The organism is Sinorhizobium sp. 6-70 (genome assembly GCF_030124375.1).
GTDB lineage: Bacteria > Pseudomonadota > Alphaproteobacteria > Rhizobiales > Rhizobiaceae > Sinorhizobium.
Genome location: NZ_JASKLS010000003.1, coordinates 379,798 through 396,254, shown reverse-complemented (window position 1 = coordinate 396,254; position 16,457 = coordinate 379,798). Strand labels below are relative to the sequence as shown.

15 protein-coding genes are annotated in these 16,457 nt (G+C 62.0%); 9 read left to right on the top strand and 6 right to left on the bottom strand.

Annotation, left to right across the window (positions count from 1 at the left end):
* Positions 1 to 63: 63 nt before the first annotated feature.
* The 5 genes from QN222_RS08985 to QN222_RS08965 all read right to left on the bottom strand — a co-directional run bounded on the left by QN222_RS08985 (position 64) and on the right by QN222_RS08965 (position 4,867).
* Positions 64 to 1,014: a LysR family transcriptional regulator gene (locus tag QN222_RS08985; protein ID WP_283961455.1), complete on the bottom strand. Its 951-nt coding sequence runs from the start codon at positions 1,012 to 1,014 to the stop codon at positions 64 to 66.
* Between the two features lie 38 nt (positions 1,015 to 1,052).
* Positions 1,053 to 2,057 (bottom strand): FAD-binding oxidoreductase, encoded by a 1,005-nt coding sequence (locus tag QN222_RS08980; protein WP_283961456.1) that lies wholly within the window; start codon positions 2,055 to 2,057, stop codon positions 1,053 to 1,055.
* Between the two features lie 2 nt (positions 2,058 to 2,059).
* Positions 2,060 to 2,899, bottom strand: coding sequence for an IclR family transcriptional regulator (locus QN222_RS08975; protein ID WP_245181493.1), 840 nt, complete (start codon positions 2,897 to 2,899; stop codon positions 2,060 to 2,062).
* Positions 2,900 to 2,982: 83 nt separating this feature from the next.
* Positions 2,983 to 3,504, bottom strand: coding sequence for a hypothetical protein (locus tag QN222_RS08970; RefSeq protein ID WP_283961457.1), 522 nt, complete (start codon positions 3,502 to 3,504; stop codon positions 2,983 to 2,985).
* Positions 3,505 to 3,580: 76 nt separating this feature from the next.
* Positions 3,581 to 4,867, bottom strand: a complete 1,287-nt coding sequence (locus QN222_RS08965; RefSeq protein ID WP_283961458.1) for a Rieske 2Fe-2S domain-containing protein — start codon at positions 4,865 to 4,867, stop codon at positions 3,581 to 3,583.
* A 227-nt stretch (positions 4,868 to 5,094) separates the two neighbouring features.
* Here QN222_RS08965 and QN222_RS08960 point away from each other — a divergent pair, with 227 nt between their 5' ends.
* The 5 genes from QN222_RS08960 to QN222_RS08940 all read left to right on the top strand — a co-directional run bounded on the left by QN222_RS08960 (position 5,095) and on the right by QN222_RS08940 (position 10,257).
* Positions 5,095 to 5,412 (top strand): non-heme iron oxygenase ferredoxin subunit, encoded by a 318-nt coding sequence (locus QN222_RS08960; protein WP_283961459.1) that lies wholly within the window; start codon positions 5,095 to 5,097, stop codon positions 5,410 to 5,412.
* Positions 5,413 to 5,501: 89 nt separating this feature from the next.
* Positions 5,502 to 6,281 carry a class II aldolase/adducin family protein gene (locus QN222_RS08955; protein ID WP_283961460.1) on the top strand — a complete coding sequence of 260 codons (780 nt, stop codon included), beginning with the start codon at positions 5,502 to 5,504 and terminating at the stop codon, positions 6,279 to 6,281.
* A gap of 259 nt (positions 6,282 to 6,540) precedes the next feature.
* Positions 6,541 to 7,290 (top strand): IclR family transcriptional regulator, encoded by a 750-nt coding sequence (locus QN222_RS08950; protein ID WP_283961461.1) that lies wholly within the window; start codon positions 6,541 to 6,543, stop codon positions 7,288 to 7,290.
* 208 nt (positions 7,291 to 7,498) lie between these two features.
* Entirely contained in the window at positions 7,499 to 8,737 is a 1,239-nt protein-coding gene (locus QN222_RS08945) for a cupin domain-containing protein (RefSeq protein WP_283961462.1), read from the top strand.
* Positions 8,686 to 10,257 (top strand): ethanolamine ammonia-lyase reactivating factor EutA, encoded by a 1,572-nt coding sequence (locus tag QN222_RS08940; RefSeq protein ID WP_284005371.1) that lies wholly within the window; start codon positions 8,686 to 8,688, stop codon positions 10,255 to 10,257. Before QN222_RS08945 ends, QN222_RS08940 begins: the two co-directional genes overlap by 52 nt.
* 64 nt (positions 10,258 to 10,321) lie before the next feature.
* Here QN222_RS08940 and QN222_RS08935 read toward each other — a convergent pair whose 3' ends face one another.
* The gene (locus QN222_RS08935) at positions 10,322 to 11,935 is read right to left on the bottom strand and encodes an FAD-dependent monooxygenase (RefSeq protein ID WP_283961464.1); all 1,614 of its coding nucleotides are present in this window, start codon (positions 11,933 to 11,935) and stop codon (positions 10,322 to 10,324) included.
* A 256-nt stretch (positions 11,936 to 12,191) separates the two neighbouring features.
* Here QN222_RS08935 and QN222_RS08930 point away from each other — a divergent pair, with 256 nt between their 5' ends.
* From QN222_RS08930 to QN222_RS08915, 4 genes are all read left to right on the top strand, one after another.
* A complete protein-coding gene (locus QN222_RS08930; RefSeq protein ID WP_283961465.1) occupies positions 12,192 to 13,181 on the top strand; it encodes an ABC transporter substrate-binding protein in 990 nt (329 codons plus the stop codon).
* A gap of 85 nt (positions 13,182 to 13,266) precedes the next feature.
* A complete protein-coding gene (locus QN222_RS08925; RefSeq protein ID WP_283961466.1) occupies positions 13,267 to 13,959 on the top strand; it encodes a class II aldolase/adducin family protein in 693 nt (230 codons plus the stop codon).
* Positions 13,960 to 13,998: 39 nt separating this feature from the next.
* On the top strand, positions 13,999 to 15,015 hold the full coding sequence (locus tag QN222_RS08920; RefSeq protein ID WP_283961467.1) for an amidohydrolase family protein: 1,017 nt from the start codon (positions 13,999 to 14,001) through the stop codon (positions 15,013 to 15,015).
* Positions 15,016 to 15,263: 248 nt separating this feature from the next.
* Complete coding sequence (locus QN222_RS08915) at positions 15,264 to 16,346, top strand: substrate-binding domain-containing protein (RefSeq protein WP_283961468.1); 1,083 nt, start codon at positions 15,264 to 15,266, stop codon at positions 16,344 to 16,346.
* The last annotated feature ends 111 nt before the right edge of the window (positions 16,347 to 16,457 follow it).

The following is a 16,457-nucleotide window of genomic DNA, read 5'->3' as shown; positions in this document are numbered from 1 at the left end:
CCAATCTGCTGCGATCATCGAATGCGAGATCCCAAATGTCCAAGATAAAACCTATTGGCTTGCTCAAAGAGAATCCGCTTGCTCCATGGGAACCAGGCGATCGATCGGGTGCGCGTAAGGCCCAACTTCGGCCATCAGCCGGTCGACCATCTTGTCGATGAACGTAAGGAACGGCTTTTCATCCCCGACCCCCCTATGGGCCGGATGAGCGAGAAACAGCGTCCGCTTGACGCCGGGCCGGTCCACGCGCCGCCCGATGATCTGACCCGTCTTGATCTCTTCCGCGACGATCCCGTAGGGCATGATGCTTTGCGCGACCCCATGCAGCACCAGCGCCTTGATCGCCTCGTTCGATTGAACCTGATAGGTAATCTTGACGTCGACGGAGAGGCGCGAGGCTGTCTCGTGCACCCGCCGCCAGATGATGTCACGGTTCGAAACCAGAGCGAGATCGCCGGCGACCGCTTGCCGGAAGGAAATATCGCCGCCCTGCTCCGCCCCGTTCGCCGCCGACACATGGAGAAGGTCCTCCTCCATCAGAGCAACGCGCCGGATACCAGGGTTTTCCTCTATGTCGTAGGCGAGCACATAGTCGAGTTCGCCGCGCTCAAGGGCATCGGCCAGCACGAAGCTCAATTCCTCTACGACATGAAGCGCGATTCCCGGCAACTGCGCGTTGGCGGCAACGAGCAGTTCCGTCCCGATCAGCTTGAGAATGCTCGGCGTTGCGCCAAACCGGATGCGCACCCGCTCTCCGCCGAGCGCGATCAGGTCCCGGCGCGTTTCCTCGAGCCGCTGCAGAATTTCAATGGAGCGTTCATATAGCAGCATCCCTGCTGGCGTCGCGCTCACGCCGCGCGAATGGCGGTCCAGCAACTGGATCTGCAGAGCGTCCTCGAGATTGCGGATCTGGATGCCAAGCGCGGTCTGGGCGAGGTTGAGCTGCTCGGCCGCCCGCGTAATGTTGCCCACTTCGACGACTTTGACGAAGTAGGCAAGCTGGCGGAGCTTCATCGCATGTCCAAGCATTTCTGATGCGCGCCTTTCACCGGTCAGTAGAATTGGTCGAAGTGAACCTGGGCCGGCGGAACGCCGAGGTCAATCAGCATCTTCTGGATCGCCTGTCCCATCATCGGAGGACCGGCAAAATAGACCTCGCATTCAGGAAGGCGATCGGAGAAGAGCTTTCCCGCCAGCTCGTGCACGAAGCCGGAATGGCCGCCCCAGCCGTCGCCGTCCGCGGAGGAGACGACCGGATGGTAGTGGATGTTGGAGCCGAACCCGGGAAGTTCGGCCAGCATGTCCTCGCCGCAGATATCGCGTGCCGTCCGCCCGCCGTAAACGAAGTCGATCCGGCGTTTGGCCAAGAGCGGCGTCGCCGCGGCGGCGCGCGTGACCGATATCATCGGCGAAAGGCCGGAACCACCGGCAAGACAGATGATATCGCGATCCGACTCGGCTCTGAGATAAGCCATGCCGTAGGGGCCGTCGACGCCGATACGATCACCGACCGACAGCCCATCGAACAGTTTTCCTGTCGCCGCCCCGTTCGGTACGCGACGGATCTGGAAGTGCCATTCACCCGCGTCGTTTTCCACATTAGCCATGGAATAGGCCCGGTTGCCCACAACACCCGGAAGGTCCAGCAAGGCATACTGACCCGCGAGAAAGCGGACCGGCTTGTCCAGCCGGAAACGAAACTCGCGGATATCATGCGTGATGTCGCGCACTTCGATCAGTTCCGCCTGCTGCCGCACGGGCGGGAAGCGGCTTTCATATTGCGGCATCAGCCGGAGCTTTACGAGGCAATCCGTCAGCGGACGAGACTGGCAGCCGAGGCGCCGTCCGCGCTCGCGATCACGATCGCTGAGACCGGGCGCATCGGGGCGCAATTCCTCGATCTCTCCCTCCAGGAGATCGAAACGGCAGTTGCCGCAGGAGCCGACATTGCATTCATAGGGAAAGCCGAGGCCCGTGCGCAACGCCGAGCGCATGATGGTGTCGTCATCTCCGCAAGTCCATTGGACGTCGCTTCCCTTGAGTGCAATTGCCGGCATGTTCAACTCCCTAAGTCGTATCTCTCTCGAAAGGCCGCCGTGTAACCGAGGCGGGATGAAATGGCCGCGACCGCTTCAAGAAGCGCGGGCGAATAGCCCTCAAGCGCCTCCAGCGACAGCCGCTGCAATGGGCCTGCGATGCCGACGGCGCCAACGACGGCACCGGTCGAATCGCGTACCGGGGCAGCGATGCCCCGGATTCCGGGTTCGCTCTCCTCGTCTTCGATGGCGAAGCCCCGTTGCCGGGTCTCGGCCAGCATCTCTCTCAGGCGCGCCGGATCGGTGACGGTCTTTGCCGTTCGCCGCTGCAGCGGCCCGGCCAGCAACCGCTCGATCGCCTGTTCAGGGGCAAAGGCGAAGATCGCGCGTCCAACGGCACTGCAATGGGCGGGCTTGCGCGCACCGAGGTCGGATTTCATCGCGAGAGCCTGCGGACTTTCCAGATCGTAGACGTGCATCACCTCTCCATCGGAAGGGACGCCCAGAATGATCGTTTCGCCCGTCAGCTTGCGGAGGTCGAACAGATAGGGTCTCGCCTCGTTGGAAAGATCCATGCGCCGGCGCACAAGCGTACCGAGGGCAAAGAGGCCGACCCCGAGGCGATAGCGCTCGGTCTGCGGGTTCTGCTCGAGCAGCCCTTCGGTCACGAGCGTCACCGCCAGACGGTGGACCGTGCTCTTCGCAACCTTCAGCCTTTGCGCCAGCGCACTGACGCCGATCTCGGCCTCGTCCTCGGAAAAAGCCTTCAGGAGACGGATCGCCGTCGTGACCGAAGAGAGGCGGTTGCGCTTGCCGGCGGGGCCTTTTCCTCCGCGCGCGGGTGGTTTGGTGGGTGCGTTCATGGCGTGATTGTCCGTTTCATCGCGAGAGTTACGGCTCGTCCATAACACAGTTGCCATGGTCTCACATCACCACCCTGCCTGCCTCAAACCCTGAGCGCGCTCAGCATTTCGCCGACATATTCGTCGCCGTTGGAGATGACGAGCATCGCCGCGAAGGGCCGCATGGTCGTCAGCGTACGCGCAAGATCTTCCGCAGAGACACCTTCGGCGTTGCGCACCAGGCCGGTTGTCAGCTTGTTGCAGACGAAACAGGCATTGCCGATCACTTCGGCAGCATCCGCGGCAGTGCCGGCTGTCGTTATCATGACGATGATGTCTGCGTCGGCGATCTCGTCGGCGAGGCTGACCGTCTTGCCTTCCAGGTCCTCCAAAACCGCGTCGACCGGCAGCATGTGCAGTGAATCGGTGGCTCCCCTTGCGCTCACGTAGCGCAGAAAATGCGCACCGCTCCAGGGCATGTCGGCAAGCGTGCGCAGTAGCCCCAGGCTCGGCTCATCCAAGGCGATGACACGCGACCTACGCGGGCTGGAATTCGGGTATTCGACACGGAAACGTGCTTCCTCCGCGCTGGCGAAGCGCGCACTTTCGCTCAGTCCGAGCTGCATGACATTTCTCCTCATTAAGCGGCTGCCAAGGTGGTCCCCGACGCACAGTGCCGGGGCCACCGTGGTGACTGCAGCGTCAGACGCTGGTTGGCGCCTTGCCTTCGATCACGGTCAATGCCTCTTCGGCGACATCGACATAAGACTTGTCGACCGGCAGCACGATCGCCGCGGAACGGACGCGGTGATGTGCCGGATCGACGCCAGGAGGAACGACGCCCTTGTCACGCAGCGCGCGGGCGGCCTTTAACAGGCGGTGACGCGCCATGATGATGCCGTTGTCGGTCGACACCAGGTTTTCCTTGCTGCGATCGACGATCGGACCCATGCTTTCCTGCAGTGAGGCGTCCTGCATGGCGATGCCTTCGACGCCTGAATAGGTGATGCCCTTGCGCTGGGCCTCGCGGTCCATGAGGTAGTCATTGTCCTTGTTGGCGAGCGGCCGGTAGGTTCCCGGTACATAGGCGACATGGATGCCCTTGCCGGCAATCATCGCCTGGCGTTCCTCCGTCGTCAGCGCACGAACCGGGTGGTAGTCGAAGCTCCAGGCCCAGCAGTTTTCGTCGTCGATCGGGATCCAGAAGTGGCCGTGAACCGGATGGTCGCCACGCGGCGGGACCATGGTGAAGGACGGCATGACCCAGGGCGTGACCCGCCAATAGTAATGGCCTTCCTCGGCGTTGCGTCGTGCGCCGATGAAAAGGCCGCCCACGTTGTCGGTTACCTCGAAGAACGGTCTTGCATCGGACATGTTGTATTTGTTGCCGCGCGCGCCCTTGAAGAGCGGGTCGCTGTTGAGATTGCCGCTGTGGAGCCAGGACACGTGGCTGGAATCGATGCCGCCTTCCATGGCCTGCAACCAGTTGCACTCCTGCCAGCGCTTCGACGTGAAGGTCTGTTCCGAGGGAACGAGCGCGAATTCCCATTCGGGATGCGGCGGCTGCTTTTCCGCCGGCCCCATATAGGTCCAGAGGATGTCGCCGATCTTGATCAGCGGATAGGACTTCAGCTTGATCTTGCCGCAGTAGCCGCTTTCCTTCGGCTCGGACGGCACCTCGGTGCACTGGCCGGTGTGATCGTATTTCCAGCCGTGATAGGGGCAGCGCAGACCGCCCTGTTCGTTGCGGCCGAACCACAGCGAGACACCGCGGTGGGCGCAGAATTCGTCGATCAGGCCGTAGCGGCCTTCGCTGTCGCGGAAGGCGAGCAGGCGCTCGCTCAGGAGCTTCACACGGACCGGGGCGCAATCGTTGTCCGGCAGTTCCTCCGCAAGCAGCGCCGGGATCCAATAACAGCGAAACATGTCGCCCATCGGCGTGCCCGGGCCTGTCTGCGTTAGAAGATCGTTCTGTTCCTTCCTGAGCATTTCACTTCCTCCATGTTGCGGACCGCTTGCGCAGTGCGCCGATTTGCATCGCCACGCCCTTTTTCCGACCGCTGCGCGGCTTTTCCGAATTCCGGGTTGACGTTCTCGACCGATCAGGTATTTTCTCTGTGTTCCTTTATACGGAACGCTGTTTCTTTTTAAGCAACGTACAATCTGATGACCGTCCCGTCAAGCGGGCCTGCAACGCAACGAAGGAGGAGCCAGGAATGGCCGAGGCAAGCACCAGAATAAGGCTGTGTTCCACAAGTGACGTCGACTGGGACAGTGCGATACGGGTAGAGGAGGGCGACCTCACCCTCGCCGTCTTCAACGTCAACGGCGTGTTCTACGTTACCGACGACCTGTGCACGCACGGCCCAGGATCGCTTTCCGAGGGCTATCTCGACGGCCACACCATCGAGTGCGACTTCCACAATGGTGCGTTCGACATACGCACGGGCGAAGTGGTCACGCCCCCCTGCATGATCCCGATCAAGACCTACAAGGTGGTGATCGAGGACGAGCACGTGACGATCGAGGTTTGACGAGTCTCAGGCGCGGCCGGGCGACCCGGCGCTTGCGGAAACGAAAAAGTCGTATAATGTGAGATTTATTCATTCTCACGGAGGAACGCATGCAGGTTCATGGAAAAAGCGACAGCGCGGCGGCTGTGGAGGCAGCGGACGTGCCATCCGAGGCGTCCTCGCGCCTCGACGTGGCGATGAGCACGCGGCTGCTCAACAGCCTGAAAATACTGGCGTATAGTGGCCATGTCAGTGCCCGATTGCCGGGAGGCGTGACCTTTCTGATCCAGCCGCAGGAGAAGAGCCGCGCGGAGGTGTCTCCCGACGATCTCCTGGTCTGCGACCTCGACGGCAAGGTCGTATCCGGCCCGTCAGGCGTCAAGCCTCCGTCCGAGGTATTCCTTCATTGTGAGATTTATCGCGCAAGGACGGACGTCAACTCGATCGCTCACTTCCATCACGATGTGACCAACGTCTTCACGCTTGTCGAGGACGTGCCGCTGCTGCCCTTCAAGAACCACGCGATCCGCTGGAAGAGCGGCATACCGGTTCATGCCGATCCGGCCCATGTGGACGACGCCGAGAGGGGACGGGGTATTGTCGCGACGCTCGGACCGCATCACGCCATGCAGATCCGCGCGCACGGGCAGATCGTCACCGCCGAAACGGTTCGCGGCGTCTTCATCGATTCGGTTCATCTCGTCGAAAACGCCGAGGCCGCCTATCGCGCCGCCGCAATCGGCCAGGTGAAGCCACTGACGGAAGCGGAAATCGAGTCGTTCTCCCACGGTTTCAGGCGCGGGCATCACATCCGCAAGCTCTGGAATTATTATGCGCGCGGCGCCATCCGGGATGGCATCTTCCCCGAAACCTGGAACGCGGCCACCTGAAACAACCGCCGCTGACGAACGTCAACGAGGCCGGGAGACCGGCCTCTGAAATTTGCTGCTTGATGGAAGCGATGGGCTGGCACAAGATATGCGCGAATCCCACATTGACGGACCGGCAAACTCCGCTCCGTTGCGCAGAACGAGCCACCCGCGCCCTTAAGCTTCGAGTACACGTATCGATGTCGCCATCAACCGGCCTGTCTTCGCGATCTCCCCTCTTTGTCGCTTTACATACAACTGAACGACGGGGAGTCGTCGCGTGAACAGTCACGAAAAGATGCTCGGCATCCTCGATCTCTTCGACAGCGGCGAGGACGCGGTCGCGGTGACGTTCGACGAGATGCATGAACGGCTGGGCTACACCCGTTCGACACTCTATCGCTACCTGAAGACACTGACGGATGCGGGCCTTCTCACCTCGCTGCCTTCGGTCGGCTACATGCTCGGCCCTCGGATCGTCGAACTGGATTACAAGATCCGGACGGGCGACGTGCTGATCCGGGCGGCGCGACCGGTGATGGAAGAGCTCGCCAGCCAGTTCCGCGGCATCGCCCTCCTCTGCCGGCGATATCGGTTCGATGTCCTTTGCGTCCATCAGGAAAGCGGCACGGATGCGATCCACAGCAACTATGAGCGCGGGCGCAGGCGCTCGCTCCTTCATGGCGCCGCATCGCTCGGAATCCTCGCCTACCTGCCCGACCACCAACTGCGCAAGTTCTATGGCCTGGTACCCGAACAGTTCGGCGCTGCCGGCCTCGGCGCGACACTGAAGGAAGTCAAGGCGACGCTAAGGGAGCACCGGCAACGGGGCTGGGTGAGCACCACAGGAGACGTGACCCCTGGGGTAACCGGCGTGGCGGCGCCCGTCTTCGACAGCCGCTCGGAAATTCTCGGCAGCCTCAGCCTGACGCTCCGGGATTCCCGCACCAACTCGAAAATGATCGAGGATGTCGCCGAGCGTGTCGTGTTCTGCGCCGGCATCATCACCAAGACTGTCGCGCGCAGCTGAGCAACGAGGCTCTTCGCGCCGTTGGGGGCCTGCAGATCGTTCGCCGAGTTGCGATCGGATCGGAAAGGAGGCCTTTCCGAAAACGCACTACCGTCATTCCCTGCGTCTGTTAGCGTTTGGCTGAAACGGGCAACGGAGAGCGGACACGCTCCCGCGGCGCGAGCGCGGCTCGCCCTGCCCGACTGAGACCAAGCGAGAGGAGACAGGAATGCATCAGGACCCACTTGGCGGCGGCACCGGTACACATTGGCACGAGCCCGCCGGCACCAAGAAGGCTGGCTTCGGCGAGTTCAAGAAGCAGCCGACGCCCTATGACCAGTTCATGGAAGAAGAAGGCATTCCGGTCTTTCGCGATCTCGGCGTTTCGAGCGTGAAGAACCTGCCGTTGAAGCCGTGGAAGCGGACGGGCGGCAACGGCACCTACATCCAGCTCTACGGCACCGAAACCAAGTGGGGCTGCCACCTCGTCGAGGTTCCCGCCGCTGGCGCGCTCAACCCCGAAAAGCACATGTACGAGGAAATCTACATCGTGGTCGAGGGACGCGGCTCCACCGAGGTCTGGCTCGAAGGCGAGGGTCGAAAGCATGTCTTCGAGTGGCAGGAGGGCTCCATGTTCTCCATCCCGATGAATGCCTGGCACCGCATCGTCAACGCCACCAACAGCCCGGCGCTGCTGCTCGGCGGCACGACGGCGCCGAACGTGCTCAACCAGCTCCAGAACGCTGACGCCGTCTTCAACAACCCTTACGTCTTCCGCGACCGCTTTTCGGGCGCCGACGACTTCTACAAATATCGCGAAGAGATCGAGCCCGATCCGGTGCGCGGTCTCGCCATGCGGCGGACGAACTTCCTGCCGGACGCTGTTAACTGCGAACTGCCGCTCGACAACCGGCGCTCCCCCGGTTACCGCCGCGTCGAGCCCTTCATGACCAACAACACCTTCTATTACTGGATCGGTCAACACGAGAACGGACGCTATTCCAAAGCGCACGCCCACACCTCGGCCGCGATCCTGATCTGCTTGAAGGGCGAAGGCTATACCTACACCTGGCCGGAGCAATATGGCGTCAACCCGTGGAAGGACGGCCACGCGGACAAGGTACGTCGCCTCGACTACGGCCCGTTCGGCATGGTGACGGCGGCACCCGGCGGCGCCCGCTGGTACCACCAGCACTTCAGCGTCTCCAAGGAGCCCTTCCGCCTGATGGCCTGGTTCGGCCCGCATAATCCGGGCCGCGACCCCGGTGCACCCGGCGAAAAACACACCGACTACACTGCAATCGACGTCAATGAAGGCGGCACCGCCATCCCCTACTGGATGGAAGATCCCTTCATCCGCAACGAATACGAGGCGCATCTCAAGCGGAACGGCGTGGAGATCCGGATGAAGCCGGAATGGTACGAGAAGCCGGCCGATACGACCAAGAAGATGTCGACGGTCGTCTGATTGGCGGAGCGATGTCAGAGGAAGAACAACAGGGCGGCCGGATATTCTTTTCGAATGTCGGCCGCAGCATGGAACTAGAGGACGAGATCCGGCTGACCAGCGTCGGTATCGACATCGGTTCGTCGACATCTCACCTTGCCTTTTCGCGTATCGTGCTCGAGCGGCTCGATACGCGCTACATGGTCGTGGAGCGCACGCTGCTGCATCAGTCCGAGGTCCTGCTGACGCCTTATGCAGGCGACAACGAGATCGATGCCGAGGCGCTCGGCGCCTTCATTGCCGAGCAATACGAGGCTGCCGGTCTCAAGCCGGAGGCGATCGACACCGGCGCGCTTATCCTAACCGGCGTCGCTGTCCGCCGCCGCAACGCGCGGGCGATCGGCGAGATTTTTTCCGCCCAGACCGGAAAGTTCGTCGTCGTCAGCGCCGGAGACGGACTCGAAACGACACTTGCCGCTTTCGGCTCGGGCGCGGTCGCGCGTTCGGGCAAAGGCGGGCGGGTAATGAACGTCGATATCGGCGGCGGCACGTCCAAACTCGCCCTTTGCGAAGAAGGCGCGATCCGGCATATCAGCGCCATCGATATCGGCGCACGCGTCATCGCCTTCGACGCTAACCGTCGCATTACCCGGATCGAAGAGGCAGGCTATTACTTTGCGCGTCGCGCAGGTGTCGCGATCGAACTCGGCGCGTTGTTGACGGCCGACGATGCCCGCCGCATCGCCGCCTCGATGGTCGAGGTGCTGTTCGAGGCCATGCAGGGCGGGGAGATGCGGCGGGAAACTGCCGATCTCCATCGCTTGCCCCCTTTGCCGGCCGGTCCAGCGCCCGACGTCGTGACGATCTCAGGCGGCGTTTCGGAATTCCTCTACGCGGATGCAGAACAGGATTTCAGCGATCTCGGTCCCCTTCTCGCCGTCGAACTTCGACAGCGCCTGGCGAACTGGTCACCGCGTCTGGAGCGCCCGCAGCAGGGCATCCGCGCGACTGTCGTCGGCGCCTCGCAATACACGGTGCAAGTGAGCGGCAGCACGATCTTCGTCGATCCGCTCGACATGCTGCCGGTGCGCAACGTGCCGGTCATCAAGCCAGCGCTCGCCTTCGATGAGGAGATCGATGCGGCCACCATCGCGCAAGCGGTGCGGGAAAGCCTGGCACGGCTCGATCTCAGCAATGGCGAGAGTGCGGTCGCCGTCTGCTACGAATGGGACGGCTCGGCAAGCTATCGACGCCTCGACGCTTTCTGTCGCGGTATTGTCGATGGGCTCGCTCCAATCCTTCACAACGGTCATCCACTGATCCTTGTCGGCGACGGTGATATCGGCGGCCTCATCGGAATGCACTGCAAACAGGAAGCCGGCATCGCGAAACTCGTCTCCATCGATGGCATCAAGCTCGACGAGTTCGATTTCATCGACATCGGCTCCATGCTCGAGACGTCCGGCGCGGTGCCGGTGGTGATCAAATCGCTGGTCTTCCCGAGCCTCGGTCTCGGCCATGAAGCTTTCGATCGCGATTGACAGCAACAATCGACCGCTTTTCGTACCTGCCGCGAAGCCTCGGAGGCTTCGCGGCATTTCTCGTTCAGTGGCCTGTCACCATGGCAGCGAGCGAGGCCGCATCGTCCGGAGCCTGGTTGCCCCGCCAGACGACATGCATATCGGGGCGCATGAGGATGAGATTGTAGCCGTAGATGTCGCGCGCCCTCTGCTCGGCAATATCGACCGCCGCGAAGGGGACGCCAAGGGCGCGAAAAGCCTTACCGAGAGCGCCGTCGTCGGCGCCGGTGCCACCGAGCCGCAGCAACGTATAGCCTTGGCCGATGCGGTCTTGCACCGGCTGTCCATTGTCCAGCCAGAGATGCGGCAGCCGGGCACCCGGCCAGGTCGTCGGGTGGTATTCCCGGAAAAGATGCTCCGGCCCACCGGGTTCGTCGGTGATCACCGGAGAGCCGACATAGCGATAACCGAGCTCGGCGCCGATCATTTCGTTGGTCTTGCGCTGCTCGACGTCTGCGACACGCGCAAGATTGTCGCGTGTCGCCTGCCCTGCCGGCGTCGCGTCGCGGATGTCTGGCCGGTATTGCGAGCGCCACTTGCGTCGCCCGAGCGAGGCATAGCGCGACGCACCGACGTTCCGGTCGCCCACCTGTCGCCGCTCGATCTCGTAGGAGCGCAGGAGGTTGGGTCCGCCCCAGCCCTCAAGCACCGCCGCAAGCTTCCAGCCGAGATCGACGGCGTCGCCGACGCCGGTATTCATGCCAAGTCCACCCGTCGGGATCACGAGATGCGCCGCATCGCCCGCGAGGAAGACCCGTCCGGCGCCATAGTGATCCGCCAGAAGCAGGTTCTGCTTCCACTGCCCGACATAGAGCATCGTATAGTCGACCGGCGCTCCGACGGCCCTCTCGAACTGTTGCGCCATGTCCTCGTCACTTTCGACCACAGCGTGAAGCGTCCAGTGTTTGGTCGAGTCCTGCATGATGAGGAATGTCGCCTGTCCGTCGGCGACATGATAGTGTCGCCCACGCCCGGGACCGTCCCCGATCGGAATGCGGTCATACAGCGTCTCGCTGTAATAGAGCGCCTGACGCAGGTGCAGGAGGTTGCCCTCGCCGCGCAGTTTGATGCCGAGTTGCTTGCGCACCGGGCTCGCGCCACCGTCGCAACCGACAAGGTACTTGGCGCGGAAAAGCTCGGTCGTCCCCTTCGCATCAGCGGTCCGTACCGTCACGCCACCTTCGTCCTGTTCGAGCGACAGAAACTCGCACCCATAGCGCACCGTGACGCTGGGCAGGTTTTCGGCGACCGATTTCAGCAGCGGTTCCAACGTATACTGCGAGATGAGTTGATAGGCTTCGAGCGGCTGCGAAGCGTCGGTGCTCTGCGCGATCTCCGCCAACGATTCGGCGACCGACGGGTAAGGCAGCCGCAACAGCGGCGGCTCGTTCATCGCAAGCACGACATAGACGTCCATCGGGATCGACGCGCCCAGGCCGGCCGCCCTGATCCGCTCGGAAAGTCCCATCCGCCGGAATATCTCCATTGTTCGCGCATTGCAGCGCTCCATCTTCGGCAGGAACTCCGGCGCCGCTTTCTTCTCGATCAGCGTGCAGCGCACACCCCTTTGGCCGAGATCGATCGCCAGCGTCAGCCCGACAGGTCCGGCACCGACAATAAGGACATCCATTTCGCGCATGCTAAGATTCCATCACAATCTGTTGACGACCCAACCGGACCTAGCGAACTTGCCTCGCTCACAGCCACATCGCTGAAGCGCTGTTCAATAGGGATGCCGAACTTGTACTGTCAGATCATTTCATTCGTCAAACGGAAAATCATGAAATCTCATATTCCGAGAAATTGTGAGATTTTTACTAGACATACCAATCGCGTTTGGCGCATGGTGCGTTCGCAGATGCCGCAGGGCGGCTCGCATGAGGTGGGAGGAACGGGTGACGAAAAAGATTGAGCTGACGCTCGCCTGCGGCGATTACGAGATCGTCCGGGCGCTGAAGGAGGGAGACGTGCGACCGGACGGGATCGAACTGACGATCCTGACCGAGATGGATTCGACCACGCGTCACTGGCGCTTCCTGAGAAACAGCGAGTTCGATGTCGCCGAAGTCTCCCTGTCTTCCTACATGGCCGCGAAGACGCGCGGACTGCCCTTCGCCGCCATCCCGGTCTTTCTGCACCGCCGCTTTCGCCACGGCTTCATCTTCACCAACACCCAAAGCGGAATCCGCGAACCGAAAGATCTGATCGGTCGCAAGGTCGGCGTGAAGAGCTATCTCGTCACCGCGACGCTCTGGCTGCGCGGGCTGCTCGAAAGCGAGTACGGCGTCCCGCACAAGTCGATCGACTGGTATGCCGAGCTGGACGAGGATGTCGATTTCACGCCGCCGGAAGGGCTCCGGCTTCATCGGCTTCCCGACGACAAGTCGGTCGAGCAGATGCTGCTCGATGGCGAGATCGACGCGCTCCTTCATCCCGACCTGATCGAGCCCATCGTCAGGCGCGATCCCCGCGTCGGTCGGCTCTTTCCCGACTACAAGCAAGAGGAGGTCGCCTATTACAAGCGAACCGGCATTTTCCCCATCATGCACGTTCTCGGCATCCGTCTGGAGATTGTCGAGCGTCATCCCTGGGTGGCGATCAATCTCTTTCAGGCGTTCAACGAGGCGAAGCGCATCGCCATGCGGCGCATGGAAAACCCGCGCATCGTGCCGCTCGCCTGGTACCGCGAAGCCTGGGAGGAGCAGCAGGAAATTCTCGGCGACGACCCGTGGGCCTACGGCCTCGACGGCCAGAACCGCAAGACACTCGAAACCGTCGTCGGCTATGCGCACGAACAGGGCCTGATCGATCGCAAGGTCCCGCTCTCCGAAATTTTCCTCGACGTGTCGCAGGGCCGCAAGCGGGGGGACAAGCACCGTGTGTAGCGCCTGCGACCTGCAAGACTCGGGCGCAGCAGCCCTCCCGAGCGGCAATCCTTTCCTGTGCAATGAGCCATCGGAGCTAAAGACAATGCATGAGGACGTGAAACAGAGAATGGTCGAGGCCGGCAAGATTCTCGAACAGGCCGGACAGGGCGACTGGACGCGCGGCCATATATCCGTGCGCGTGCCGGATGCGCCGGATCGCTTCTACATGAAGGCCTCAAAGATCGGCCTTGAGGAAATCACGCTCGACAATCTCATCACCGTCGGTCTCGACGGCGAGAAGATCGCCGGCGATCTCGGCCGCCACAACGAGGTCTACATCCATTCCGAGGTGCTGAAGGCGCGACCCGACGTCAATGCCGTCGTGCACACGCATGCGCCCTACGCAGTCAGTTTCTCGGCCCTCGGCAAGCCGTTGCAGGCCATCGGTCACGCCGGATCGATCTTCTCCGAAGGACTGCCGGTCTTTTCCGAGACGACCGAACTGATCACCACGACCGAACGCGGCCGCGCGGTCGCCGCAACGCTCGGCGGTCATGGCGCCATGCTGCTGCAGAACCACGGCATTGTCACCGCCGCCGCCAGCATCGAGCAGGCGATCTATCTGGCACTTTCGCTCGAAACCGCCTGCATGATGCAGCTTTGGGTCGAGGCCGCAGGCGGGGCCAAGGCACTCGGCAAGCCGGAGGATATCAAGGCGAAGCGCCGGCACATGTTCCGCGAAGAAATGTTCAAGGCCACTTTCGCCTATCTCGTCCGGCGCCTGACGCGCGGCTGACCATCGGCACAACAACCAAATCGCACCAAGAGGAAGACGATGCACTATATCGATGCGTTCAATCACTTTTTCCCGAAGGCGCTGTGGCAACGGATCCAAGAGCTCGACGGGGCCGGCAAGGATATCGGCCGCAGAATGCAGGGCATTCCCTGCATCTACGACCTGGAAGCTCGCTTCCGCGTCATGGACGAGTTCAGGGACTATTCGCAGATCCTCTCACTCGGGATGCCGCCGCTCGAGGCCATGGGCGGTCCGGAACTGTCGACGGAGTTTGCCAAGCTCGGCAACGATGGCCTGGCGGAGCTCGTCGAGAAACACCCGCAGCGGTTCGCCGGCTTCGTCGCCGCACTGCCGATGAACGCTCCCGAAGCGGCGGTCAGGGAAGCCGAGCGCGCCTTCACCGAACTCGGCGCAAACGGCCTGCAGATCCACACCAACGTCAACGGTGCGCCGCTCGACGAGGAGCGCTTCTTCCCGATCTTCGAAGCCGCTGCACGCCACGGTAAGCCGGTGCTGCTGCACCCGTCACGGAACTCGTCCATGCCGGACTACGCGACGGAGGACAAATCGAAATACGAGATCTGGTGGACCTTCGGCTGGCCATATGAGACCAGTGCTGCCATGGCCCGCCTCGTCTTTTCCGGCTTCATGGACCGGCTTCCGACGCTCAAGGTGCTCGCCCATCACATGGGGGCGATGGTCCCCTATTTCGAAGGGCGTGTCGGCCCCGGTTGGGATCAACTCGGCAAGCGGACCTCCGACGAGGATCTGTCGCTGGTGCTCAAGCGGCTGAAGAAGCGCCCGCTGGACTATTTCAAGGATTTCTACGCCGATACCGCCGTTTTCGGCTCGCGCGCCGCGACACTCTGCGGCCTCGAATTCTACGGCAGCGACCGCATCCTCTTTGCGTCCGACTCTCCTTTCGATCCGGAAAGAGGGCCTGGCTATATCCGCGATACGCTGGCGATCCTGAACAGCCTCGACCTGCCCAAAGAGGATCTCGAAAAGATCTGCTTCCGCAATGCTGAGGCGCTCTTCGGGTTGTCGGCGCACTGACTTCGGGGGACGCGGCCGACGCTGGTCAAGGAGCGATTGCTCCCTCGGCGTCGGCCGCGCACATTACGGTCCTAAGCCTTTTAGGGTGCTTCGAAGTGCAACAAGTTCACCAATACGGTGAGGCCCCATTTACTTCTACCAGAATGCGCAGAATATTAGCACCTTGGCAAATGGGAGGAAGCTTTTCGGACCCTCTCGTTACATCCGCCCGAACGGCTTCCGACCCTTGACCATAAGGGAGGACCAACATGAGGCGAGTTTTATTGTACGCGGCATCGGTCGCGGCGTTATCTCTTTGCGCGCAGAACAGCTTTGCCCAATCCGGCAGTGTCGAAAAGGCAGTCGGCGGCTACAACTTCGATGAAGCCGCCAAGGAAGCACCCGAAACGAAGAACTTCCATTCGGCCGATGGCCATCTCACTTTTGCTATCGTGACCCACACGGCCGGCAACGGCTTCTTCGATCCGGTCTATGTGGGGGCCAAGGTCGCCGGCAACATGATCGGCGCCAACATCCTGCTGCTCGGCTCGGAATCGCCGGTGGACGATCCCGCCCGCGAGATCGAGATCCTGAACCAGATCGTGCAGGATCCGACGATCGACGGGATCATCATGACGACGCCGCAGTCCGGGGCATACAACGACATCGTCAAAGCCGCCGAGGCCTCCGGCATTCCGGTCGCCACGACCAATTCCTTCGACGGGGCGATCCTTAACCGCAGCAGCATCAGCCATACCGGCCAGGACGCTTCGGCTGCGGCGATCGGCGGTGAGGCGCTCGCCAAATGCGTTCTCGCAAGCGGGGCCACTTCGGGCTCGATCCTGCTGCCGTCGTCGACGGCGATGGGCAACATCGAGGTCAACAACCGCGTTACCGCCGCCTTCAACGCAATCGTCAAGACGCTGAAGGATGCCGGCAAGCTTGATGCCTTCAAGGTCGATGCGGGTCCGGAAAACGTCGGCATCGACACGAACCCGAACGATCCGGTCAACGCGCTCGTGTCGCTGTTCGAGTCGCGCGGGGACGTGGTCGGCGCCTTTACCGCCAACAACGTCTTCACGCCGCCGCTGGTCAAGGCCGTTGAACAGAAGGGGTGGACGAACAAGTTCTGCGCCTATGGTTTCGACCTCGGGCCGGCCCAGCAGGAAGGCATCGCTGCCGGCAACCTGACCGGCTCGCTCGGGCAGCAACCGTTCCTGCAGGGCTTCTGGCCGGTGATGCAGCTCTACCTGCAGATCGACCGTGGCATCTCGGCCGCCAATCTCGACACGCGCGCGCAGCTCGTGACGAAGGATACGGTCGCCAAGGTCGGCAAGCGCTTCGAGAACTGAGTTCGTACTGCATGTCCTCAAATCGAGTCGGATCTAAGGGTAAAAACATGCGGCGTTTCAAAGTGCTACAGCAATCTTTTCTCGCGTCTGATTAGGCGCGCGGGCTGTAGG